Source organism: Nakamurella flava (assembly GCF_005298075.1).
In the GTDB taxonomy this organism is placed as follows: Bacteria; Actinomycetota; Actinomycetes; order Mycobacteriales; family Nakamurellaceae; genus Nakamurella; species Nakamurella flava.
Map to the genome: position 1 here is coordinate 2041155 of NZ_SZZH01000001.1, position 24134 is coordinate 2065288.

General features: G+C 67.9%; 13 protein-coding genes. 5 read left to right on the forward strand and 8 right to left on the reverse strand.

The window, feature by feature from the left end:
* Nucleotides 1-156 precede the first annotated feature (156 nt).
* From FDO65_RS23060 to FDO65_RS09190, 5 genes are all read right to left on the reverse strand, one after another.
* On the reverse strand, nucleotides 157-5178 hold the full coding sequence (locus FDO65_RS23060; RefSeq protein WP_137449007.1) for a PKD domain-containing protein: 5022 nt from the start codon (nucleotides 5176-5178) through the stop codon (nucleotides 157-159).
* 17 nt (nucleotides 5179-5195) lie between these two features.
* Entirely contained in the window at nucleotides 5196-5945 is a 750-nt protein-coding gene (locus FDO65_RS09175) for a COG1361 family protein (RefSeq protein WP_137449008.1), read from the reverse strand.
* 550 nt (nucleotides 5946-6495) lie between these two features.
* Complete coding sequence (locus tag FDO65_RS09180; RefSeq protein ID WP_137449009.1) at nucleotides 6496-8193, reverse strand: right-handed parallel beta-helix repeat-containing protein; 1698 nt, start codon at nucleotides 8191-8193, stop codon at nucleotides 6496-6498.
* Between the two features lie 524 nt (nucleotides 8194-8717).
* Nucleotides 8718-10772 carry a hypothetical protein gene (locus FDO65_RS09185; protein WP_137449010.1) on the reverse strand — a complete coding sequence of 685 codons (2055 nt, stop codon included), beginning with the start codon at nucleotides 10770-10772 and terminating at the stop codon, nucleotides 8718-8720.
* A gap of 175 nt (nucleotides 10773-10947) precedes the next feature.
* A complete protein-coding gene (locus FDO65_RS09190) occupies nucleotides 10948-12300 on the reverse strand; it encodes a hypothetical protein (protein WP_137449011.1) in 1353 nt (450 codons plus the stop codon).
* A gap of 369 nt (nucleotides 12301-12669) precedes the next feature.
* Between FDO65_RS09190 and FDO65_RS09195 the strand changes: the two genes are divergently transcribed.
* From FDO65_RS09195 to FDO65_RS09220, 5 genes are all read left to right on the forward strand, one after another.
* The gene (locus tag FDO65_RS09195) at nucleotides 12670-14169 is read left to right on the forward strand and encodes a phytoene desaturase family protein (protein WP_137449012.1); all 1500 of its coding nucleotides are present in this window, start codon (nucleotides 12670-12672) and stop codon (nucleotides 14167-14169) included.
* Complete coding sequence (locus FDO65_RS09200) at nucleotides 14166-14645, forward strand: hypothetical protein (protein WP_137449013.1); 480 nt, start codon at nucleotides 14166-14168, stop codon at nucleotides 14643-14645. Before FDO65_RS09195 ends, FDO65_RS09200 begins: the two co-directional genes overlap by 4 nt.
* Nucleotides 14642-15757 (forward strand): hypothetical protein, encoded by a 1116-nt coding sequence (locus FDO65_RS09205; protein ID WP_137449014.1) that lies wholly within the window; start codon nucleotides 14642-14644, stop codon nucleotides 15755-15757. Before FDO65_RS09200 ends, FDO65_RS09205 begins: the two co-directional genes overlap by 4 nt.
* Before the next feature lie 147 nt (nucleotides 15758-15904).
* Nucleotides 15905-18277 carry a Gfo/Idh/MocA family oxidoreductase gene (locus FDO65_RS22495; protein WP_205849865.1) on the forward strand — a complete coding sequence of 791 codons (2373 nt, stop codon included), beginning with the start codon at nucleotides 15905-15907 and terminating at the stop codon, nucleotides 18275-18277.
* A gap of 32 nt (nucleotides 18278-18309) precedes the next feature.
* A complete protein-coding gene (locus FDO65_RS09220; protein WP_137449015.1) occupies nucleotides 18310-19188 on the forward strand; it encodes a hypothetical protein in 879 nt (292 codons plus the stop codon).
* Between the two features lie 36 nt (nucleotides 19189-19224).
* Here the strand turns inward: FDO65_RS09220 and FDO65_RS09225 are convergent, their stop codons facing one another.
* The 3 genes from FDO65_RS09225 to ppc all read right to left on the reverse strand — a co-directional run bounded on the left by FDO65_RS09225 (nucleotide 19225) and on the right by ppc (nucleotide 24121).
* Entirely contained in the window at nucleotides 19225-20400 is a 1176-nt protein-coding gene (locus tag FDO65_RS09225) for a glycosyltransferase family 4 protein (RefSeq protein ID WP_137449016.1), read from the reverse strand.
* The gene (locus FDO65_RS09230; RefSeq protein WP_205849866.1) at nucleotides 20397-21122 is read right to left on the reverse strand and encodes a CDP-alcohol phosphatidyltransferase family protein; all 726 of its coding nucleotides are present in this window, start codon (nucleotides 21120-21122) and stop codon (nucleotides 20397-20399) included. Before FDO65_RS09230 ends, FDO65_RS09225 begins: the two co-directional genes overlap by 4 nt.
* A 146-nt stretch (nucleotides 21123-21268) precedes the next feature.
* The gene (ppc, locus tag FDO65_RS09235) at nucleotides 21269-24121 is read right to left on the reverse strand and encodes a phosphoenolpyruvate carboxylase (protein ID WP_137449018.1); all 2853 of its coding nucleotides are present in this window, start codon (nucleotides 24119-24121) and stop codon (nucleotides 21269-21271) included.
* Nucleotides 24122-24134: the final 13 nt, after the last annotated feature.

Consider the following 24134-nt stretch of genomic DNA (forward strand, 5'->3'; position numbering starts at 1 on the left):
GTACGGCACTGGATGGCGGTAGGTGCCCTGGGGGTTGCGCACCACCCGGCGTAACACACGCACGCCTGCGGAAAAACGTGAGATGGCCCGGTCGGAAAGATCCGACCGGGCCATCATCGTCACCGGAACCGCGTCACACGGACCCGTGAATCCGAATCACTGCTTGGGGATGGTGGTGATGGTGAGGTTGTCGAACGAGGCCACCACCGGAGCATTGGTCGCCGTCCCCGCCAGATACGCCTGCAACCCCACCGCACCCGGACCCTGCAACACCGACTCCGCATCCGTCACCGTCGACTGCCACCCCGCCGGCTCGGCCGCCGAGCTCTTCCACACCTTCGCCGACAACGTCGTGGTCCCCACACCCTGCGCCTGGAACCCCAACCGCAACACATCACCCGGAGCCCACGTCATCCCCGACACCGTCTGCGTCCGCAACACCGTCTCAGTCCCATTGACCACCTTGGCCAACTGGATCTGCACCGACGACGGCTGGATCCGCACCTTGAACCGGTAATCCGAAGTCCCCACCCGACGCACCGCAACACTGGTGTACGTCCCACCACCCGTGCTCGCCTTGTCATACGTGAAATCCACCGTGCCCCGCAGATCCGACGCCGACACCGAGTTCAACCACGCCAACGGACCCGAACCCGCCTTCGCGATCTGCAAATTCCCCGTCCCATTGGCCACCGAGAACTGCGACGCACTCCCATTCAGAGTCCACGCACCACCGGTCTCCGCCGAACCCAAACCACCGGACACCGCCCGACCGAACGCATCGGACACATACGCCGTCGGCGTCGCCGGATTCGACACCGTCACCGACCTCGTCACCGTGTTCGTCGCACCCTGATTGTCAGTGACCGTCAACGACACCTGATACGTCCCCGCCGCCCCATACGTGTGCGACGCCGTCCGACCAGTCTCCGCAGAGTTGTCACCGAAATCCCACGCCCACGCCGACACCGAACCATCCGCATCAGACGACGACCCACCATCAAAACTGGCCGCCAAACCCGACACCGTCTCCGTGAACGCCGCCACCGGCGCCTTGTTCACCGGCGGCGGAGCCGTCACCGTCACCGACTTCGACACCGACGACGACGCACCATCATCATCAGTCACCTTCAACGTCACCTGATAAGACCCAGCCGACCCATACGTATGCACCGCCGTCGCACCCGAATCAGAACCACCATCACCGAACGACCACTCATACGACTTGACCGACCCATCAGAATCCGACGACCCCGTCCCATCCACCGTCGCCGTCAAACCCGCCGAGGTCACATCAAACGCCGCCACCGGCGGCGCATTCGGCGGCGGCGCCGTCACCGTCACCTGCTGCGACGACACACCCGTCAAACCCTTGTCATCGGTCACCGTCAACGACACCGTGTACGTCCCCGCCCCGGCATACGTATGCGACGCCGTCGCACCCGAACCCGACCCACCATCACCAAACGACCACGCCCAAGACTTCACCGATCCGTCCGAATCCGACGAACCCGAACCATCCACCGACAACGACAGGTTCTCCCCGGCGGTGGTGAACGAGGACGTCGGAGCCTTGTTGGCCGGTGGGGCGGTCACGGTGACGTCCTTGGTCGTCGCGTTGGTCGCGCCCTTGTCGTCGGTCACCGTCAGCTTGACCGTGTAGGTCCCGCCAGCCGTGTAGGTGTGCGACGCGGTCGCACCGTCAGCGGTCGCACCGTCACCGAACTCCCAGTGGTAGCCGGCCACGGTCCCGTCGGAATCCGACGAGGTGCTGCCGTCCACCGCCAGCGCCAGCTGGTTCGCCGTGGCCGTGAAGGCCGCGGTCGGAGCCGCGTTGGGCGGCGGGGCGGTCACGGTGACGTCCTTGGTCGTCGCGTTGGTCGCGCCCTTGTCGTCGGTCACCGTCAGCTTGACCGTGTAGGTCCCGCCAGCCGTGTAGGTGTGCGACGCGGTCGCACCGTCAGCGGTCGCACCGTCACCTAACTCCCAGTGGTAGCCGGCCACGGTCCCGTCGGAATCCGACGAGGTGCTGCCGTCCACCGCCAGCGCCAGCTGGTTCGCCGTGGCCGTGAAGGCCGCGGTCGGAGCCTTGTTCGGCAGCGCACCGGTGGCGCCGAGCGAGTAGTGCGTCGCGACCTGATCCGCGCTCAGCACGGTCGGGTACACCGCCGCGTCGTCCAGGCTGCCGGCGAAGTACGCGCTGGACGAGCCCCAGGTGTTGTCGCCGCCGATCTTCCAGAAGCCGTCGTAACCCTGGGCCTGGGTCTGCGGGTTGGTGCCGACCAACGACCCGTCGATGTACAGCTTCATGCCGTCGGCGCCCTGCGAGGCGACCATGTGGTGCCACTTGTCGTCGTTCAGCGCCGTCGGCGTGGTGATCGTGTTGAGCTGGCCGGTGTACGTGCCGAAGACCAAGTGGCCGTCGTCCTGCATGTAGACGTGCCGGTCGTAGGCCCCGGAGTTGCCGGACTGGTTGTTACCGAACCCGATGAGCTTGCCGCCCCGGTTGGTGGAGGTCTTGAACCAGATCTCCTCCGAGTAGGTGGTCGGGTTGGAGAACCCGTTGTCCGAGGTCGTCATGGCGCTGTTGCCGTCGTACGTGGCCGAGGTGCCGACCCCGCCGGACAGGGCGCCCGGGGCGCCGAGGGTGACCCCGTTGTAGTAGGTGCCCGAGTTCAGCGACCGCGACGAGTCGGCGGCGGTGGTGCCGGTCGACTCGTTCAGCCGCCAGAAGATCGCAGGCTGCGCGTCGTAGACGGCCGCACCGTAGGCGTCGGTCGGACGGGCCGGGATCGGCGAGGTCCGACCTGAATCCACGTACTGCTGCAGGACCTGGTCCGCAGTCAGCGCGGTCGCATAGACCGCGGCCTCGTCGATGTCACCGGCGAGGTAGCCGCTGTTGATGGCACCCGGCCATCCACCGAGGTTATCGCCGCCGACGTGCCAGTAACCGGTGTAGTTGTACGCGGTGGTGACGTCGGCGCGGCCGGCCACCCGGACACCGTCGACGTAGAGGTTCATACCGTCTGCGCCGAGGGTCGAGGTGACGAAGTGCCACTGACCGTCGTTGTAGCTCTTGCCCGAGGTGACGGTCTGGGTCCCGTTGATGTAGACGCCGAAGTTGATGCGGCCCTCGTTGGTCATGTAGGTGTGCCGGTCGTAGTTCGACGACCAGTCACCCTGCGAGTCACCGAAGCCGATGATCTTGCCGCCGTTGGTGCTGGTGGTCCGCACCCACGCCGACTGGCTGAAGGTGGTCGGGGCGCTCTGCCGCACCCCGGCCACGACCTTGCTGCCGGTGGTGCCGTCGAAGGTGCTCGCGGTGTTGGTGTCCCCGTTGACCGCACCCGCCGCTCCCCGGGTCACCGCGGGGCCGACGATGCCGTCGTTGAAGCCGGCCCAGTCGTACGCCGTGGTGCCGGACGCCTCGCCCAGCCGCCAGAACAGGTTGGCGCCCTGGTTCTTCACCGTCTGCGCGTACTGGCTCGGGTCCTGCCCGTCGGCCGGCACGGTGATGTAGGCGGTGTCGCCGGCGACCTGGTTGCCGTCCTTGTCGATCACATACAGGCGGTACCGGTAGTCCCCCGGGGCCAGCCCGGTGTCGGTGAAGCCCAGCGCCGGACGGTCCCAGTAGGTCGACGTCGCGGTCGTGGTGTAGACCGGCGCCGCGGTGTTGCTGTTGCGCACCACCTTGTAGGTCAGGTTCATGTCGTCCTTGTCCCAGTTGGCCTGGAAGGCGACGCGGACACTGCCCTTGGCCAGGGACACCAGCGACGGGGTGAACTTGCTACCCGTCAGCACCGGACCGGACTTGCCGGGGGCCGGCGGCTTGGTCGCAAACCGCACCAGGCCCTGCTGACCGGCCCCGTTGACCTGCGGGAACTCGCCGCCGACCGAGATGTACGGGCCCGAACCGACGATGTTCCAGCCGGCCTGGTTCTGCCCGCTGACGGTCCCGGTCTTGAAGTCCGGGAACCAGTTGATCAACGACGGGCTGGCGGTTCCCCGCCAGTCGTGGTAGCCCAGCGGGTCACCGGTGACGACGCCGGTCGCGTTCTTGGAGAACGCCAGCGCGAACCGCTGGTTGGTCGACCACGGGTCGGACTGCGGAAAACCACCGATGGTGCCGCAGTAGTGCGCGTGGCTGGTGGTGTAGACGGCCGCGGAGGTCGCCCACGCCGAGTAGGTGTCGCCGTGGCAGTCCTCGACCCAGTTGATCGCCCCGGTGTTCGGGTCGGCCGAGAAGGTGCCCTCGAGGTTGCCGCCGGGTCCGTAGACGTAACCGGTCCCGTAGATCGTGGTCCCGTCGGTGCTCAGGCTGTTGATCGCCGCATTGGCACCCGAGTTCTGGATCTTCTGATTGGCGTCGAAAGGCAGCAGGGTGCCCTGCGCGGTATCGATCGCGGCCAGGCCGTAGACCGTCGAACCGTTGATCGCCTGGAAGGCGCCGCCGACGATCAGCTTGGACTTGTCCGGGGACAGCACCATCGCGTTGACGGTGTAGTCGGCCGTGGGCGCCCACCCGGTGAGCGCACCGTTGGAGGCGGCGTACGCCGCGAGCCGGCTGCGGGGCTGGCCGTTGGCCGAGGTGAACTGCCCGCCCACGTAGACCGTGTCATTGGTGGCGACGATGGCCCGGACCCGGGATCCGATGTTGACGTTGAACGTCGTGATCAGGGCACCGGTCGTGGCGTCGAACGCCGCGACGCGGTTGCGGAACTGATTGCCCCCGACCGTGGTGAAATCGCCCGCGGCGTAGATCCGCTTCCCGTCCGGCGACGCAGCAACGGCCAGAACCTGACCGTTGAGGGCCGGCGGCACAAAGCTGGTCTTGAGGGCCCCGGTGGTGATGTCGTAGGCCAGCAGGTTCGCCCGCGGCGTCAGGTTCGTGCCGGCGGCCGCACCCGCCGGACGCGCGTTCGCGAACTTGCCACCCGCATACACCGTGTTACCGATCGTCGCCTGCGACCACACCATCCCGTCGACCTGCACCGTCGGCAACGCATCCGCCGTCACCTGGTCGGCGGTCGGGCTCAGTACCGGGCTGGTGCCCGGCGGCAGGTCGGCCGCCACCGCGACGCTGGACGCGCCGACAGTGGTCACCACGCTGGCCGCGAACAGCCCAGCGATGGTCGCCAGCGACGTCAGACGCCGCCGGAGGGACGGGGCAGATCGCATCGGGTTCTTCTCCTGGTTCATGACGCAACTCCGGTGAACAGCGCGATCGGCGCGCCGGCCGCGTAGGCGAGGCTGAGGGTGGTGGGGCCGCTGAAGTCGGCCGGCAGGGTGAAGACGTAGACGCCCTGGGCGGACTGGCCCGGGGCGAGCGAGCCGGTCAGCGGCTTGGCCGGATCACCCTCGATGGAGCTGAACGGGGCACCCGACTGGTCCTGGACGTTCACGGAAACGCCGGCCAGGTCCACCGCGGTCGAGCCGGTGTTGCTGACAGTCACGGTGTAAGCCAGGGCGGGCCCGGAGATCTCACCGACGCCCCGTCCGGTCGCATCGACCTGCTGCACGCCGTCGACCGTGGCGGTCACCTCCGGGTCGACGGCGACCGCCTGCTGGAACGAAGCCGGGGCCAAGGTCGTCTGCTCGACCGCGGCGACGGTCTGGTTGATGTCGCCGGCCGACGGCGGCGCGACCGGGGTGGTCGCGGGCGGGGCCTGCTCCGGGGTGCTCGGCGCGGTCGATTCGGACGAGCCCTGTCCGGCCGTGGCCGACGAGTCGGCGGCCGGGACGTCAGCGGCGGACGAAGCCGGGGTCGACGCGGTCGAGGAGCCCGGCCCGGGTCCCATGGACGACGGCGCGTCGACACCGGGGGGCGTGCTCCCGTCGGCACCGGAGGTCCCGGTGCAGGCCGCGGTCAGCACTGCCAGGGATGCGAGGGCAGCGACGAATGCACCGGAGCGCAGCCGTCGCGCGCTGGTCGGACGTGTGGTCATGAGGCCCCCCCGGGCTTGGATCGAACACGCCGGCGTCCCGCCGGCGCGACTGATGAGGTGGTGGTGCGAGTGTCGGCACCCGGAAATCCGAGCCCCCGCCGATCGCCACCGATGCCTTCGCCTCGATGTCGCCGCCCCGTTGCGACCACCGGCGAGCACTCCGATGTCACAATGAGTGACAGCGCGGAGTCCGGTTGACCTGACCCCCGCGATGCGACTCGATCAGACTATCGGCTGACCGTGTCAAAAGTAACGGTCGGTCCATTTTCTCCTCATCGGATGGTGGTACTTCACCCTTTCGAGCTCACTGATCCGTCCCCTGGAAGGCGATCCGGGTGACCACCCGGTCGACATGCCGAATTCTGACCGTGCCGGATGACGGTCTCCCGGCCCGACGGTCCGGAGCATCCGGCGGCTCGCTCCACGCCGCTCCGGAGCCCACTTCGACGGATCGCCTAGACGATGACGAAAGCCGCCAGCCGGCCGGACAGGGTCCGGCCGGCTGGCGGCTTGCAGAGTGCGACGGTGGGCGTCTGGGTTGCCCGCTCGGTTAGGAGTCGTAGCGGATGCCCGTGTCGCGTCCGACGGTCATCAACCCGTTGGTGTCCTCCCAGCGGTTGGTCAACAGACCGTAGACCGTGGACCGGGACTGGGAGACGATGCGAATCGCATATTTGGAGCCTCGGCCGAAGTCGTACTGGTTGCGGCCGAACCAGTTGTATTGCAGGGTCAAAGTGACCGTCGAAAACTTGCCGGGCTGGATGTTGACGCTGTTCTGGGCGTCATCGAACCAGTTCTTCTCGATGACCAGATTGTTGACCTGGGTGACATTCTGCGTGACCAACAGTGCCGCGCCACCGTGCAGCCCGTACTGACCCAATCCGTCGCCGGCCACTACCGAGCCGACGATGTTGTTCCCGGCGATGTAGATGTTCTGCCCACCCTGGATCTCGATCCCGTCGTTGTGGGTGCCGTTGGCGTGGGCCGGGTCGTAGTTCCAGTGCGTCAGGTCGTGGATGTAGTTGCCGGTCACCCGCACGTTGGCCTGCCAGGCGCCACCCGGCCGGTTGAAGATCCCGATGCCGTCATTGGTCCGCGAGATGTGGTTTCCGCGAGCGGTGAACTCATGCCCCACGATGCCGTCACGGAAGTACGACGGACTGTCCGGAATGATCGTGTTGTTCTCGACGAGCAGGTTGTAGACATTCCAGTGGTTGGCGTCGACACACCCTGTGTTCGACGACGGGTGCCCGGTACCACAGTGCAGGTACGAGTTTCGGATCACCACGTCACGGGCCTGGATGCGCAGATCGCCGTAGATCGCCTTGTTCTCGATGACCGTGCCAGGGGTGGTGATGTTCAGCGGCCCGGTGTAGCGGCTGAGCGAAGTCCCCGACCGGACTCCCGTGGTCGAGGCGTTTGGCTTACCGCCGGTCGTGGTGGTGGTCGACCCCGTGGTCGAACCGGAACTGACAGTGGTGGTGCCCGACTCGTCGACCGCGGACAGAGAATTCATCCGGACCGTCGTCGGAGCGGACGCGTTGGACAGGTAGTTCCAGGCGCCGACCGCACCGGCTCCGGAGAGGCGGGAAGCCGACGAGTCCACCACCTGGGTCTGCCAGTCCGGCTTGCTCTGTCCCGCGGCCCAGAGCCGGGCCTGCAGAGTCACCGGATTCGATCCGGTCACGCGGAAGTCCACCGAGAAAGTCGTCCCGGCAGACAGCGACGATACCGTGGTCGTCGAGCTCAGCAGCGTCTCGGTGCTTCCCGCGGTACGACTGAAGCCCAGACCGATCCGGCCGTCCGCGCCGTAGCGGATTTTGCCACGGTAGGTCGACCCGTCGGCCTGCCGACGGGCCTCGAGGCCGCCGTACCACGTGGCCGAAGTACCGCTCAGCGATGGCGCGACGAATGCCCCGGAGACCACCGCGTCGGTCGCCGACGTACTGGTGGCGACGACGCCCGCGGCGCGCTCGCTCTGCAGCCCGGTGATCGTCAGGGCTCCACCCGAGACACTGACCAGTCCAGCTGCGGCGGCCGGCACGATCGAGTAGGAGCCGCCGGTCGGTGCGGCGGGAACACCGGTGGATGACGCGGTGTCGAAGCTGTCGTTGAGCACCGTGACGGTCGCGGCCGATGCGGGCGTCACGGTCATGGCGGCCGCCCCGATCGAGAGGGCCGCGGCCGACAGCACCGCCAGCGAGCGCCTGATGAATGCTCTCGAACGGCCCGATTTCGGTGTCGTCACGTCGACGTCCTTCCGGTGGTCTGATCTGTCCGAAACTTCTGATTCCCACCCGACGCAGAGCGCGTGGAACACAGAAGCCCGCCACAGAAATGCACGGAAGAAAGCAGCGCGATATCAGGGCAGCAATGCCCGGATCGACTCCTGGGGAAGCCGATCTTTACCTCGAAGGCAATTCGAGCTTGGGAGCCGGCGAAAGGAAGCTACCGCGAAATTCTCTGGCGATCCACATGAACAGGCTCGAAACAGTTTTGATCATGAATCGTGGATTACGTTTCGCCGCGCGCATGATTGCACTGCGCGAACATCCGTACCGCCGAGCCCACCCAGGTGGACTCGCTTGCCGCAATGAGGCATGTTTGTCGGGCGGCGTCATCACTCCGTTGCGCACGAGCGATCTACCTTGACGAACAAGGCATTGGTGGGGTTGTGACTTGCGGCACAACGCGTAACGGCAGCCGACATCCCGGGCGCAACAGGAAAAGGCCGACCCGTCCTGGGCCGACCCTTTCTGTCCGGTTTCTCCGTTACGCCCCGTTGTAGCGGATTCCCGTGTCCCGGCCGACGCTGAGCAACCCGTTGGTGTCCTCCCAGCGATTGGTCAGCAGGCCGACCACGTGATCCTGCGACTCGGAGTAGATGCGGATCTGATAGGTGGAGTTGCGCGGATACTGGAACTGGTTGCGACCGAACCAGTTCTCCTGCAGGGTCACCGTGACATCGGCCCACTTGCCGTGCTGGATGCAGACGCTGTTCTGGGCATCGTCGAGCCAGTTCTTCTCGATCACCAGGTTGTCGACCTTCGTCACGTTCTGCGTGACCAGCAGTGCCGCTCCGGCATGCAGTCCGAAGACTCCCAGGCCATCTCCGGCGACCACCGAGCCCACGATGTTGTTGCCGGCGATGTAGATGTTCTGCCCACCCTGGATCTCGATCCCGTCATTGTGGGTGCCGTCCGTGTGCGCCGGGTCGTAGTTCCAGTGCGTCAGGTCGTGGATGTAGTTACCGGTCACCCGCACATTGGCCTGCCAGGCGCCACCCGGCCGGTTGAAGATCCCGATGCCGTCGTTCGTCCGCGAGATGTGGTTTCCGCGAGCGGTGAACTCGTGCCCCACGATGCCGTCACGGAAGTACGACGGACTGTCCGGAATGATCGTGTTGTTCTCGACCAACAGGTTGTAGACGTCCCAGTGGTTGGCGTCGACACACCCCGTGTTGGAAGTCGGGTGCCCGGTACCACAGTGCAGGTACGAGTTTCGGATCACCACGTCACGGGCCTGGATGCGCAGATCGCCGTAGACCTCCTTGTTCTCGATCACCGTGCCCGGCGTCGTGATCGTGAGGGGCCCGGTGTACCGGGTGAGCGCCGTCCCCGCCGGGACACCCGTGGTACTCGCGCCGGGCTTCCCGCCGGTGGCCGACGCCCCGCCCGTGGTGGTGGCGGGCGCCGTGGTCGTGGACGGAGCCGTGCTGGTCGACGGAGCGGTGCTCACCGATGCTGGCGGCTCGATGGAGGTCGGGGTGGCGACCTCCGAGCTGGTGGCGGGGATGAGCGACGACCCCGGGACGGGCTGCGGGGAGGAAGACGTCTGCACGGTGTCGGGAGCCGATGCAGCGGTCGTGACCGCGGTCGTGCTGGCCGGCGCCGACTGCGAGGTCGATACAGGGGTCGACGTGGACGGAGCCGACGTGGACGGGCTGGTTGCGCCGACCGGGGTCGAGGCAACTGGACCCGACGTCGACGGCCGGGTCGACGTCGACGCCGACGTGGCTGGTGACGACACGGCAACCGGGGCGGAACTGGACGGCCGGGTCGAACCCGGAGCCGAGGCGGCCGGCGAGGTCGAGGACGGGTTGGGTGATGGCGAGACGTCGGCGGTGGCGATCTGCAGATGGTCGATTCGAGCGGTGACGGCCGCGCCCGAGCCTGCGTGCGTCCAGACCGTCGATGTCCCGGGGGCGGAAATGCGGGCGCTCGAGGCGTCGCTGACGGCGAGCTGCCAGGCCGGCTCGGCCGTCCCGGCCATCCAAGCCTTGCCCTTGATCTGTACCGGCGAGGTACCGGTGACCTCGAAGCGGAGGGCCAGAGGAACCGCCGCGGTCGCCTTCACCGGGACGTCGACCGAACCCAGGGCGATCTCGCTCCCGGTGGCGGTGCGAGTGGCGCTGACGGCCACCCGGCCATCGGCCGTCACGCGGGACCGCACCCGATAGGACGCCCCGTCATTCTGTCGACGAACCTGAACGCCCTGGAACGCGGTCCACGAACCGGAGCCGATCGCCGGGAACGTGGCGTCGTAGCCCACGCGGACATCGGCGGCCTTCGCGGCGGCCAGGGTCGCGGTGGCGGAGACACCGGACGGGAGATCCTTGATCCAGCCGGTGCCGTCGGCGACGCTCAGCGTCTGAGCACCCGAAAGGGCCGACCACACGCCGCCCGTCTGAGCCGTACCCCAGCCCGTCGACATCGTGCGCTCGAACTCGTCCGTGGCGATGGAGCGCCATGATCCGTCTGCCGCGCTGGCCGTTCCGGACAGGATGCCCGCAGCTCCGACGGCCACGGCGAACACGGCCCCCAGCACCACAAGACGCCGCCCAGGTCGACCGGACGGTCGAGCTGCTGCCTTCATCGCTGTCCCCCGTCGATCCCCGCTCGCATCTCGAGCTGGTAACAGACGGTATTTTTTTGGGCACGCTCCGCACATGGTCCGGACGGACTGAACTCGCTAGTTCGTTTGACTTATCAAGCGGGGCCCGTCACGGACGCGGATCCACCGCAAATCGGACAGAGGGCGTGGTTTCGTCCCGACGCGCCCGCGAAGAGTTCGGCAACCGGTCGGCGGAACGGGACTCCACGGACCGCTCGGTGGCATCGAGGCGACGGTCCGCCATCGCCGTACACAACCCGACGATGGTCCACACGAGCACTCCGGCGAAGGTCTGCGAATTCAGCGCGTTGAAGGTCTGCGGAACGATCACCACCAGGAGTCCGGCCAACCACAGCCCCCGACAGGTGGACGGTCCGAAGGAACGGACGACCAACGCCAGCTGGGTTCCGAAGTACAGCAGTGTGAACAGCGCGCCGAGATCCACGGCGTAGATCAGGAACGAACTCTCCAGACTCGTCGTCAGTCCACCGCGTTCGGCGACACCGGAGGCGGACCCGATTCCACCCCCGGTGAAGAGGAAGTTCGGCAGGTTGTCGTAGAAGAAGGTGAGGGCGGCCTCCCGTGCTCCGGCCGACCCACCGTCCTCGGTCAGTCGTTGGGCGACCCCGGCACTGAGCTGCGACGACGCCACCCAGGCGCCGGACCCGATGACGACGGACAGGGCGAGGAACCTCGTCATCGGCTTCATCGGCGAAGTCGTCAGGACGTAGACCACGCCGAGGACGGCAACCGCCAGGCCGGTTCTCGACTGGGTCGCCAGCAGCCCGGCCAGCAGGACGAGCATGAGACCGAGTTGCAGCCAGACGCTTCGGACACCCGAGAGCAGGGGCAGGACCGCGCAGATCAGCAGCGACAGCGTCAGCGGATGGTCGAGCGTGCCCATCCACCGGGGGAAGTTGACTTCGTCGAACCAGTAGTTGGTCGCGTAGTACTCCCGGTACAGCAGGACACCGCCGAGCGACCACTCGATGACGGCGAGGACCGACTGGATCGCCGCGATTGCGAGGAGCCAGTTGCGGATGAGGGCGAGCCGCTCCGGTCGCTCCGCGATCGCCACGACGGTCATCCAGAAGAGCAGGATCGGACCGACCATCTGGCTGAGAAACAGAACGAGTCCGCCACCGGACTGCCCCGATCGCGAGGTCAGGAACGCGGCGACGAGAAACACGGTCAGGCCGAGGAAGACGAAGACGTGTCTGGTCAGCTGGGCGATCATGGCGTGGAACTGGTGCACCATCTGCACCGCGAAGGTCAGCAGGATGAGCCAGGTGGCGAAGTGAAAGGCCAGCGGGTTGCCCCGCGCGACGCCGGTCACCATCACCGATGCCACACCGGGCACCGCGGCCCACAGCACAAGACACACAACGATGAGCGCGATCAGCCGATCCCGCAGCAGTACGGCCGCGGCGAGGCAGATGGCCACCCACGCGACCAGCTGCATGTCGACCTCCGCCCCCACGACTGACCTCTGCTGCCACCCACAGCCGTCCGTCCGCGTGCGGTCAGATTACGGGCGGACATCGAGCACGGTCGCCGATACAGCGGTCCGACACTCAGACCGGTGGTGGTTCGCCCACTTGCTGCACTCGATTCAGCCTAATATCCACTCATTTGGTTGAGTAAGGTCGACGGGATGCTCTCGCTGCGTTACTATTGGCCGTACCGCATGGCAGTGGAACCGCCGTTGAGGGGTCAATGGGGATGTACCTCTCATTCGGGATGCACGGACGTGGACGTTCGAGCTCCCTCGTACGGCCCCACCGAGCCGGCACATCACGCGCGGCGATGACGAACGGGAAGGGATCACGAGGTGACGAGTCTGGACGCCGTCGTGATCGGCAGCGGACCCAACGGGCTGGCTGCGGCCGTCACGCTCGCCCGGGCAGGACTGCGCGTCCAGGTTCTCGAGGCCGAGGATTCGATCGGCGGTGGCAGCCGGACACTCGATCTCGGCCCCTCCGGGTTCCGGCACGACCTCTGCTCGGCAGTTCATCCCATGGCCCTGGCCTCTCCTTTCTTCCGCGAGTTCGAGCTGGCGCGGCGGGTGGAGTTCATCGTCCCCGACATCTCTTTCGCGCACGGCCTGTCTCCCACGACCGCGGCACTGTCCTACCGGGATCTGGCCAGGACTGCGGACGGACTGGGACCCGACGGCCGTGCCTGGGCTGGCCTGTTCGCCCCTCTCGTCGAGAACATCGACGCGGTCATCGATCTCGGCCTGAACCAGCTGCTGCGCATACCGACCCATCCGGTCGTCGCGGTCCGCTACGGTCTGCGGGTCGCCGAGCAGGGCTCGCTGCTGTGGAACCTCCGATTCCGCACCGCCGCGGCCAGGGCCCTGCTGACCGGGGTCAATGCCCACACCCTGGGCCGCATGCCCAGCCTGCCGACCGCCGGCGCCGGGCTTCTGCTCGCCGCTCTGGGCCATGCCGTCGGGTGGCCCATTCCTCGAGGCGGATCGCAGAGCATCGCGGACGCGATGGTCGACGACCTCCTTCGACACGGCGGCGACGTGGTCACGGGGGTCAGGGTGCAATCGCTCGCCGATCTGCCCGAGACCCGGGCCACCCTGTTCGACACCTCGGCAAGGGCCATGGACGCGATCGTCGGTGAGCGGTTTCCCGCGGGGTACCGTCGCGCGCTCGGGCGCTTCCGCTACGGCAACGGCGCGGCCAAGGTCGATTTCGCGCTCTCCGGCCCGGTTCCCTGGCGCAACCCTGAGCTGCGATGCTCTCCGACGATCCATCTCGGCGGCGACCGGGCGACGCTGGCCCGGTCCGAGTGGGAGGTCAGCCGGGGGCGTATTCCCGCGTCCCCATACCTGCTGGTCTCCCAGCCCAGTCTGGTCGACGACACCCGCGCGCCTCATGGTGCGCATTCGCTGTGGACGTACACCCACGTCCCACAGGGTTGCGAGCAGGACATGGGACAGGTCGTGGAAGACCTCCTCGAGTCCTACGCCCCGGGATTCAAGGACCTGGTCGTGGCCCGCAACTCGATCCCGGCCAGCCGCCTGTCTCACCACGACGCCAACTACATCGGCGGTGACTTCGGCGCCGGGGCAGTGACGCTGACCCAACTGGTGAAACGACCGGTCGTCTCGCCCCGCCCGTGGCGCACACCGGTGCCGGGGATCTACCTCTGCTCGTCGTCGAGTGTCCCCGGGCCCGGTGTGCACGGAATGTCCGGATGGCACGCCGCCCGGCTCGCCCTCGCCGAACGCTTCGGTCTCGAGCCCCCGGCGCTGGCGCTGCACGCCACCGAGACCGTCACACGACCCGGCAAGCGGGACATCAGGGAGAGGGCATGACGACCACTCACGGATCGAGGATCGCCATTCGCGTGGCCTTCCTCATCGTCCTCCTCGCCGTACCGGCCGGTCTCGGGATCAAGCGGTTGACCGGTACCGAGCCCTATCCGGCCCTGCTGCTTCCCAGCTTCGGACCCGTCCTCGAGAAGAACTCGATCGTCAGCTTCCGCTCGCCGGACATCACCGGTGTGTTGGCGGACGGCCAGACCATCCCCCTCGACCCGGCGAAGGTCATGCCCGGCAGCACGGGCGACGGTTACGCCACCGTCTTCCAGACCATCTTCACCAACGAGGCCCGAGTGACCGATCCGGACGCCCAGCGGTGGGTGGGCGAGCAGCTCGCCCGGGCCTACCCGGGCCAGCAATTCACGGGCGTCACCGTGCGGTGGGACACCACCCGTTTCGACGTCGGTACCGGGGCCGTCGTGGTCGACGCCGGCCAACCGTTCACCATCCCGTTGGCGGTGCAATCGTGAACCGTGTCCTCGACCGCTTCGACCAGTGGGTTCAGCAGGGTCCGTTCACCGCGCGGGACCTGGGTCGGTACCGGGTGGTCTACTGCGTCCTGCTGTTCCTGCTGATGCCCCGGTTGTCCTGGCTGGCCGGGTATCCGAGTTCCTTCTACGTCCCGCCGACCGGACCCTTCGAATGGTTGGGCGGGTTCCCGTCCGCCGGGGCACTCGTCGCGATCGAGATCCTGGCCTACCTGCTGCTGGCCGCGACGCTGTTCGGGGTCTGGACCACAGCCAGTTCCATCGGCCTCTCGCTCGTCCTGGTGGTCGACTTCGGTCTCAACTTCTCCGTGGGCAAGGTCGATCACTCGATGGTCATGGTGATCGTGCCGCTGATCCTCGCCTTCGCCCGCTGGGGGGACCACCTCTCCATCGACGCCATCCGGCGACGAGCGCGCGCGGCGCAGGGCGGTCCGATGGTGACCGTGAGCCTGGACGATCCGCAGCGTCAACCGCAGTGGCCGCTACGCCTGCTGGGCTTCTGCCTCGGCGCCGCGTTCGTGAGTGCCGCCGTTCCGAAGGTCCTCGGCGGCTGGCTCAGCCTGTCGACCCAGGCCAGCTACGCCTACCAGGTGCGCAGTGACTTCAACAGCGGTCGTTCCAGTCTGCTGTCCGAACTGCTGGTCAACACACCGTTCCCGCCGATGTGGGAGGCACTGGACTGGGCCACCGTCCTGCTCGAGGGGCTTGCCGTCCTGGCTCTGGTCACGTGGCGGTCGTGGCGCATCGCGCTGGCCGTTCTGGTCCTTTTCCACGTCAGCGTCGGCCTCTCGCTGGGGATCTGGTTCGCCAGCAACCTCGTCGTGTACGGAGCCTTCGTCGCGTGGGGCCGGGTGCAGCTCCCCGGATGGTCGTTTCCCGAGCGGTGGACCGCGAGGGTCACCTGGCTCGCCGGACCAGTGGTCGCCCTGTCCGCCCTTGCCCTCTGGTGGCTCGGCGGGATGCTCTCCAACGACATCGAGATGTTTCGCATGTTCATCATCGCCATCGGCGGCATCGTCGCCGTCGGCTTCCTCGTCACCCAGGTCGTCGGCCTGCTCCGCGGGCGTCGCGCCGTCGGTGCGGCCGCCGGTTGACGCGATGACCCTTCCAGGGCACCTCAGGGTCGCATCCGTCCTCCGCGCAGGAACCAGCCGCCATCATGGCGAGAACCCGCTCCGGCCCGAAGCGGGGGTCCCCGCTCCTGACCATTCACACCCATCCAGCAAGGAGCACCGCCAGACATGCCCGCAGCAGCGAAAGCGGAGGCCCGGCCGACCGTCCGTATCCTCGGCACCCACGGGGTGCCGGCCAACTACGGCGGCTTCGAGACCGCAGCCGAGAACGTCGCCCTCTTCCTGCGGGACAACGGCTGGCGGGTCATCGTCTACTGCCAGGAGCAGGGCGACGGGCCGATCCGCGAGGACGTCTGGAACGGCATCGAACGCGTCATCATCCCGGAGAGCCGGGAGGGCTGGCTCGGCACCTCGCGATTCGATCTGCGCTCCATCCGGCACGCGACCAGGTCGCGGGACATCTGCCTGACCTTCGGCTACAACACCGCCGTCTTCAACGTCCTGCAGCGGCTGCGCCGGATCCCCAACGTCATCAACATGGACGGGATCGAATGGTCGCGCGCCCGCTGGGGGAAGGCCCGGCAGGCCATCCTGTGGACCAACGAACGTATCGCCTGCTTCGTCGGCAACGACCTCATCGCCGATCACCCCGAGATCCACAAGTACCTGCAGACCCGGGCCCGGGACTCGAAGATCACGACCATCACCTACGGCGCGCACCGGGTCGACGAGGCCCCCACCGAGCCGGTGACGAGCCGCGGGCTGGAGCCGGGCCGCTACCTCACACTGATCTGTCGACCCATCCCCGAAAACTCCATCCTCGAACTGGTGCAGGGCTTCTCGGCCCGTCCCCGGGGCTTCCGGTTGGCCGTCTTCGGGCGCTACGAACCCGACCAGGACCCGTACCACCGGCAGGTCGTCGACGCGGCCAGTGACGAGGTCGATTTCGTCGGGCCGATCTACGACCCCGGGGAGGTCGCCGCGCTGCGGTTGCACAGCGCGGCCTACCTGCACGGACACACCGTGGGCGGGACCAATCCATCGCTGGTCGAGGCGATGGCCGCCGGCAACCCGGTGCTGGCTCACGACAACGACTACAACCGCTGGGTCGCCGATGACGCCGCCCGCTTCTTCCGGACCGCGTCGGACGTGGACCGGATGTTGACGCTCATGCTCGGTGACGACGAGCTCCGGCAGCGGATGGGTGCGGCCGCACGGGCGCGGCACGCGCAGGAGTTCACCTGGGAGCACGTCGCCGGCCAGTACCGCGATCTGCTCGCCAAGCACCTACCGGCGGGCACCGCCCCGCAGACCCAGGCACAGACCCAGGCACGACGCCGAGAGGACCACGACATGACCCAGTCCCCCATCCGCATCGGGATCGTCGGGCTCGGCAAGATGGGCTTGTCCCACGTCTCCATGATCCGCGCCCATCCGGACGTCTCGGTCGAGGCGGTCGTGGACCAGGCCGGCTACGTCCTGGACGTGCTCAGCAAGTACACGGGCCTGCGCACCTTCACCGACTACGACGAGATGCTCAAGTCGGTGGAACTGGACGCGGTCATCATCGCGACGCCCACCCGCTTCCACGCCTCGATGGTCAAGACCGCTCTGGAGCACGACCTCAACGTCTTCTGCGAGAAGCCGCTGTGCCTGACGGCCGCCGAATCGGAGGACCTGGCCCAGATCGCGGCCGACCGTGGGTTGGTCACTCAGGTCGGGTACCACAATCGATTCGTCGGAGCCTTCGAAGAGGTCAAGCACCTGCTGGACGCCCAGGCCATCGGCAAGGTGACCCACGTGCTGGCCGAGGCCTACGGACCGGTCGTCCTCAAGCCCAAGGGCTCCACCTGGCGCAGCCAGCGCTCGGAGGGCGGCGGATGCCTGTACGACTACGCCGCACACCCCATCAATCTGGTCAACTGGTACCTGGGCGCACCGACCGCCGTCGGTGGCACCGTGCTGGGCAGTGTGTTCTCCGCGGACACCGAGGACGAAGTCTTCGGCACCCTGTACTTCGGCGACGGGGTGACCGGCCAGGTGTCGGTCAACTGGTCCGATGAGTCGTACCGGAAGATGACCACCCGCATCACGCTCTGGGGCACGCTGGGCCGCATCACCGCGGACCGGCAGGAGTGCCAGGTCTACCTCCGCGATCAGGCCAACCCCCCGGAGGGCTACCGGCACGGCTGGAACGTCCGGTACACCACCGAACTCACCGACCAGGTCTGGTTCTATCTGCGCGGCGAGGAGTACAGCGCTCAGCTCGACGCCTTCGTCCAGCGGGTGGCCAAGCGAGACATCGAGGGCATCAACGACTTCTCCAGTGCCGCGGTGACCGACCGCGTCCTGGAGCTCATGGTCGCCGATGCCGCGGGCGGTGTGAGCACCACCGACGACTGGCCCGCCGCCCTGGCTGCATCCGCGGCTCGGCGACCGGACGAGACCCTGACCCGTCGTGCCGCCGAGCTGGTCCGTGACACGGCCAAGCAGGCCGGCCAGGCCGGGCGCCGTCTCACCGGCAAACTCCGGTCCCGCTGACCCCGCTGCCGGCATCTCTGGAAGGAAATTCGATGGAAAAGCTGCTGTTCGGGGACAACCAGTTCTTCGGCGTCAACCACATGTCCGAGGAGAAGGCCAGGGCGCAGGCCCTGCGGTTCCAGGACCTCGACGCGATCATGGGTGTGCTGGATTCGGCGTACGACGCCGGCATCCACACGTTCATGTGCACGACCCACGAGCGGATCGCCGACGTGGCCGAACGCATCCGCCAGAACCCCGCCCGCTACGAGGATTTCGCGTTCTACCCGTGCCTGCCTTACGCGCACAAGTACGCGAACGCCATGGCGGAGAACGGGATGATCGGGGCGGTCCGGCAGTTCCTCCCGGAGGAGGGCCTGATGAACGCCGCCCTCCGGGGTACCCGCTCGTTCGCCAAGAAGGACATCGAGGGCGTCACCACGCTGCTCATCGACGCCGAACTGGCCATGTTCCGGGGGCTGCGCACTCCGGTGATCTGGCTGCAGAACGTCGTGGTCGACCTGCTGCTCGGGCTCGGTTTCAACGACGCGTTCCGCATCTTCGCCGACCACGTCCGCAAGCGCTACAACGCCGAGCCCGGGTTCATCACCATGAACCTGCCGCGGATGCTGGACGCCCTCGAGTCGGTCGGGGTGGAGAACCCGCTGGTCTGCTCGAACATCAACAAGATCGGGTTCCGGATGTCCGGAGGTATCGACGCCTACCGGGACGCGCTGGACAACCGCCCGTTCCGAGCGGTGGCCATGTCGGTGTTCGCATCGGGAGCGATCCCGCCCCGCGAGGCCATCGAATGGATCTTCCAGCAGCCGAACATCGAGTCGATCGTCTTCGGAGCCTCGTCCCGGGCGAACATCGTGAGCACCAAGTCGCTGGTCGACGAGTACTCCGGCCAGCGTCTGACCACGAGCTGACGGTCCGCGCTGGCCGGTGCGCCGCCGTCGGAAGATTCAGCGACGGCGGCGCCGCCGGCGGCCGAGCGATCGGACCTCGGTCATCAGTTCCACCACCTCAGCCCGGTATCGCTCGACCGAGAAGCGCTCCAGGGCCCGCCGCCGGGCGGTGGCGGCGATGCGATCGGCCTCGGCCGGGTCATCGAGCAACCGGGCCACGGCCGCCGCGGCCGCCGCGGCATCGCCGGCCGGGACGAGGAGCCCGGTCTCGCCGTCCTGCACAGACACCAGGTGTCCCATCTCCGCTGCCGCCACCACCGGTCGCTGCGCCAGTTGCGCCTCGACCACGGCGTTGCCGAACGGTTCCCGCAGTGAAGGGGCCAGCACGACCTCGGCCTCGGCCAGCACCGGCCACACCGGATTGACGTACCCGGAGAAGGTGACCGCTCCGGCCAGATCCGGGCGCGTGGCCCGCTCGTGCAGCTGCTCGGTGAACCACTCGTACCCGGCGAAAGCCGTTCCGCAGACCTCCAGAACGACGTCGCGGCCGCCGGCTCGCAGCAGCCCGACCGTGTCCAGAGCGACATCGGTCCCCTTGCGCGGGGACAGGCGACCGACGATCGCGATCCGCCGCGGACCTTCCCGACGAGTCACGCCCTCCACCGCCCCGGTCGGCTCGGGAACGCCGTTGAAGATCATCCGGCTACGCTCACCCAGGCGTTTCACCGTCTCCGTGACCGCCTGCAGCGACGACGGCGAGATCACGATCAAGCGGTGGGCGAAGACGAGCGGGCCGTTGAGAGCCAGCTTCACGGGGCGGCTGTCACCCAGTTCGGCCTCGTGCACGTAGCCGACGGTGGGCCGGCCCATGAGCCGCGAGCCCAGCAGCCACCAGGGCAGCGTCACCGTGTTCACCAGGACGACGTCGGGGTCCACCTGGCGGATGGTGCGGTACAGCACCGGTAGCGAGCGCATGATGTCCGCGATCAGGCGCGCCATACCCCGGACCGACGCGTTCTCTCGCCGCAGCACCGGGTACCGGGGGCGGATGACCTCTGCCCCCCGCCCGGTCAGCAGGTCGATGAGTGGACCGTCATCGGGCGTACTGACCACCACCCGCCAGCCGGCCTCGGTCATGGCCGTGACCGTCTCGAGCATTTGCAGGTCGGAGCCGTAGACGTCCGACGAGGGGTTGGCGATCAGCAGGGTGTGCGCAGTCTTGGCGGCGGTCATGATGAGTGACCGCCGGCCGAGAGCTCGCGCCACCAGCGGGCCAGCGCCACCAGCAGGACGAGGCCGTGCGCGGCGAACATCGCGGTGTACAACGTCGCGAAGACCGGGGTCCAGCCGAAGACGACGAACACCAGACACAGCAACCCGTAATCGGTGGGGGCCGCGAGCGCCGTCTGGACGAGACCGGACCCGGCTTCGTTACCACGGTGCGCCTGCCGTCCGGCCGACTTCCGCAGTTTCTCGACCAGGATGAAGGTGAAGAAGAAGACGCTCGACACTGCTTCGTACCCCAAAGGGACGAGGAGCATGGCGTGCGGGAGATCGCTGAACCGGAAGAAACTGATCAGCACGGCGGAATGCAGCAGGCAGATCTTTGTCGCGTCGACGACGTGGTCGAGCCATTCCCCCGCTGCGCTGCCGCCGCCCCGCAAACGGGCCAGCTGGCCGTCCGCGGCGTCGAACGCGTATCCCAGCACCAGCAGTGCGGCGACCACCAACCCCGTCCACCACTGCGGCCGCACCAGGGCGACGATGAGGATGCCGGCCAACGACAAGGCCGCGCTGATCATCGTCACCTGGTTGGGCGTCCGACCGGCCAGATGGGCCCCCGCCGCGATCCAGCGCCCAAGTCGCCGATTGATCCAGCGGGAGTAGGGCGGCGCACCGCGGCCCGGCTTCTGGGCGACACTCAGTTGTTCGACCGCCTGGCGGTACGTGGTCACTGTCGACTCCCCCGAGCGCACTGCTGCCCCTGCAATTCGACTACCGAGCGTAGCCCAGCTGTCGTCGGCGCAAGGCGGTGCCGCCGGCGGACCACCCGACCGTGCTCGAGCTTCCCGGGCGGGTCCCGAGCACGGTCGGTCAGACCTCAACCGGTGTTGCGCATCCCCGCAGCCACCCCGTTGATGGTCAGGAGCATCGCCCGCTGCAGGTCGGCGTCCACCTGTCCTTCGCCGGCCTTCCGGATGCGGTGGAGTAGGTCGACCTGCAGGTAGGAGATGGGCGCCAGGTACGGCTCCCGTACCGCGAGGGTCCGGGCGAGTGACGGCTGGTCGTCGAGCAGGTCCGACTCGCCGGTCACCCGCAACAACTCGCTGACGGTCAACGCGTGTTCCTCCCGGACGACCTCGAACAGGTGCCGCAGGTGCTCCGGCACGAGGGAGTCGACGTACAGCGCCGAGATCTCCATATCGGTCTTGGCCAAGGTCATCTCGACGTTGGACAGGAACGTCCGGAAGAAGTGCCACTCGGCGTGCATCTCGGTCAGGGTGGCACCCGCGCCGGACTCCCGGGCGGCCCTCAGACCGGACCCGACGCCGAACCAGCCGGGCACGATCTGCCGGGACTGCGTCCACCCGAACACCCACGGGATGGCGCGCAGCCCCCCGATGCCGCCGCCGGAATCGGGGCGGCGCGACGGCCGGGACCCGATGTTGAGCGATCCGAGCTGCTCGACCGGCGTCGAGGCCAGGAAGTACGCGGGCAGATCCGGGTCGTCGATCAGACGGCGGTAGGCGCCGAACGCGCCATCGCTCACCGTCTCCATGACCGCGTCCCACGCAGCCAACTGGTCGGCCGGCTGGCGCGGCTCCCGATGCAGGGCTGCGGCCCGCAGGGTGGCGGCCAGGGTGAGTTCCAGGTTCTCCTTGGCCAGCTCGGGCAGCGTGTACTTGTCGCTGATCACCTCGCCCTGCTCGGTGAACTTGATCGCCCCGGTCAGCACGCCGTGCGGCTGGGCCAGGATGGCGTCGTACGTCGGCCCGCCGCCGCGACCCACCGTCCCGCCCCGGCCGTGGAACAACTCGAGGCTGACGCCGTGCTTGGCCGCGACGTCCCGGAGCGAACGCTGGGTCTTGTGGATCTCCCACTGGCTGGTCGTGATGCCGGCCTGCTTGTTGGAATCCGAGTAGCCGAGCATGACCTCCTGGTGATCACCCCGCAGTCGGACGATCTCCCGGTAGACCGGGTCGGACAGCAGCTCGTCGACGACCTCGGCCGAACGGCGCAACTCCTCGACGGTCTCCAGGAGCGGCGCGAACCCGATGTCGGCGTGGGGACCGTGATCGGGGTCACCCGGGGTGCCGTGCAGGTCGATCAGGCCGGCCTCACGGGCCAGCACCGCCGGGGCCAGCACATCGTCGGGACCCATCGTCATCGAGATGATGTAGGTCTGGATGACCTCCGGCCCGTAGGTCGCCTGGGCCGCCTTGATCTCGTCGAAGACCGAGAACGTCTTGGCGGCGGCGGCATCCAGCGGCGCCGGGCGGGTGGACAGCGGCCGACGGGAGGCCAGTTCGGCCGACAGGAACGCCTGCCGATCCGGCCGGGACAAGTCGTCGTACGGCCCGTCGAGCTCCCCCAGCCGATCGATGAGCTGACCCACGACGTGATGGTGTGCCTCGGCGTGCTCCCGGATGTCGAGCATGGGTCCGCTCAGCCGGCTGACCGCGATGGTGCGACGAGCCGTCGCGAGCACTCCGGTCGCCGCCAACCCCCCCTTGTTCTGCTCCAGCGAACGGGAGACGACGGCAAGATCGGCCAGCAGTTCCTCGGTGGTCGCGTAGTCCCGCCCGGGCTCGTGCGGACGGCCGTCGCGTACCCGGTCACGGGTGTTCATCAGTTTGGCCTTGATGCAGGTCAACTTGAGCCGGGTCGGCTCCTCCCGGTTCAGCTCCTTGACCCGCGGCGGAAGCCGGTACAGGTGCTCGAGATCGACAGCCAACGACTGACGCAACTCGTCGGAGATCGTCGCGATCGCGGTCGAGCTGGACAGCATCATGATGAGGTCGTCGACCGTCTCGAGGGCGACCCGGATCGCGGTGCGGTGCTGGAGCTCCAGCACCTCGCGGGTGATGGCGGCGGTGACGTTCGGGTTGCCGTCCCGGTCACCGCCGATCCAGCTCCCGAGAACCAGCGGGGTGGCGTCCGCCGGCAGCGTGACCCCGTGCCGTTCCAGCTCGCGGGCCAGGTCGTCACTCAGTTCGGGGATGGTCGTGCTGAGTAGATCTTCGATGTAGAAGAGGACGTTCCGGGCCTCGTCCACCGGAGTGGGGCGGACCTGACGGAGCTCGTCGGTCTGCCAGATGAGCTCGATCAGCTCCGACAGCTTCCGGTCCTGCCGGGCCCGCGCGACCGTTCCGGACTCCGCCGGAACCGCGAGGACATCGGAGATGTCCCGCAACTTCGTGAGGACGGATCGACGGCTGGCCTCGGTGGGATGCGCGGTGAAGACGGGCTGGACCGCGAGCGCCGCGATCGACGCGGCCAACTCCTCCGGGCCGAGCGCCTCGGCGACCTCGGCGACGGCCGAAGCCAGATGTCCGTCCTCGACCGGGCGGCGGCGCAACTCGCGGACCCGATGAACCTGCTCGGCGTCGTTGGCCAACTGGAAGTAGGTCGCGAACGCCCGAACGAGATCCGCCGCAACCGGGATCGGCAATCCGGCCAGGATGCCCCGCACCTCCTGGGTCGCGGCGGCCCGCTCCTGCGCGGTCGGGGCGTCGGACGCCTGCTTGGTCAGCGCCCGGACCTGCTCGACCAGATCGAGCAGGCCCTGCCCCTCCTGACGGACCAGCGTCTCGCCGAGCAGCACTCCGACCCGGCGCACGTCGGCCCGCAGGCCGTCGGTCGAACTGTCAGCGGTCCGAGGTGGCTCCCGGCCGTCCAGCGGTTCTTCGGCTCCGCCGTTGCGCACGCCGGCCGACGGTGCAAATGAGGTCATGCCCAGATCTTCC

Excerpts from the sequence above, each read along its gene's own strand:
- FDO65_RS23060 (WP_137449007.1), bottom strand. The coding sequence starts at position 5,178 with ATGCGATCTGCCCCGTCCCTCCGGCGGCGTCTGACGTCGCTGGCGACC.
- FDO65_RS09175 (WP_137449008.1), bottom strand. The coding sequence starts at position 5,945 with ATGACCACACGTCCGACCAGCGCGCGACGGCTGCGCTCCGGTGCATTC.
- FDO65_RS09190 (WP_137449011.1), bottom strand. The coding sequence starts at position 12,300 with ATGCAGCTGGTCGCGTGGGTGGCCATCTGCCTCGCCGCGGCCGTACTG.
- FDO65_RS09200 (WP_137449013.1), top strand. The coding sequence starts at position 14,166 with ATGACGACCACTCACGGATCGAGGATCGCCATTCGCGTGGCCTTCCTC.
- FDO65_RS22495 (WP_205849865.1), top strand. The coding sequence starts at position 15,905 with ATGCCCGCAGCAGCGAAAGCGGAGGCCCGGCCGACCGTCCGTATCCTC.
- FDO65_RS09220 (WP_137449015.1), top strand. The coding sequence starts at position 18,310 with ATGGAAAAGCTGCTGTTCGGGGACAACCAGTTCTTCGGCGTCAACCAC.
- FDO65_RS09225 (WP_137449016.1), bottom strand. The coding sequence starts at position 20,400 with ATGACCGCCGCCAAGACTGCGCACACCCTGCTGATCGCCAACCCCTCG.
- ppc (WP_137449018.1), bottom strand. The coding sequence starts at position 24,121 with ATGACCTCATTTGCACCGTCGGCCGGCGTGCGCAACGGCGGAGCCGAA.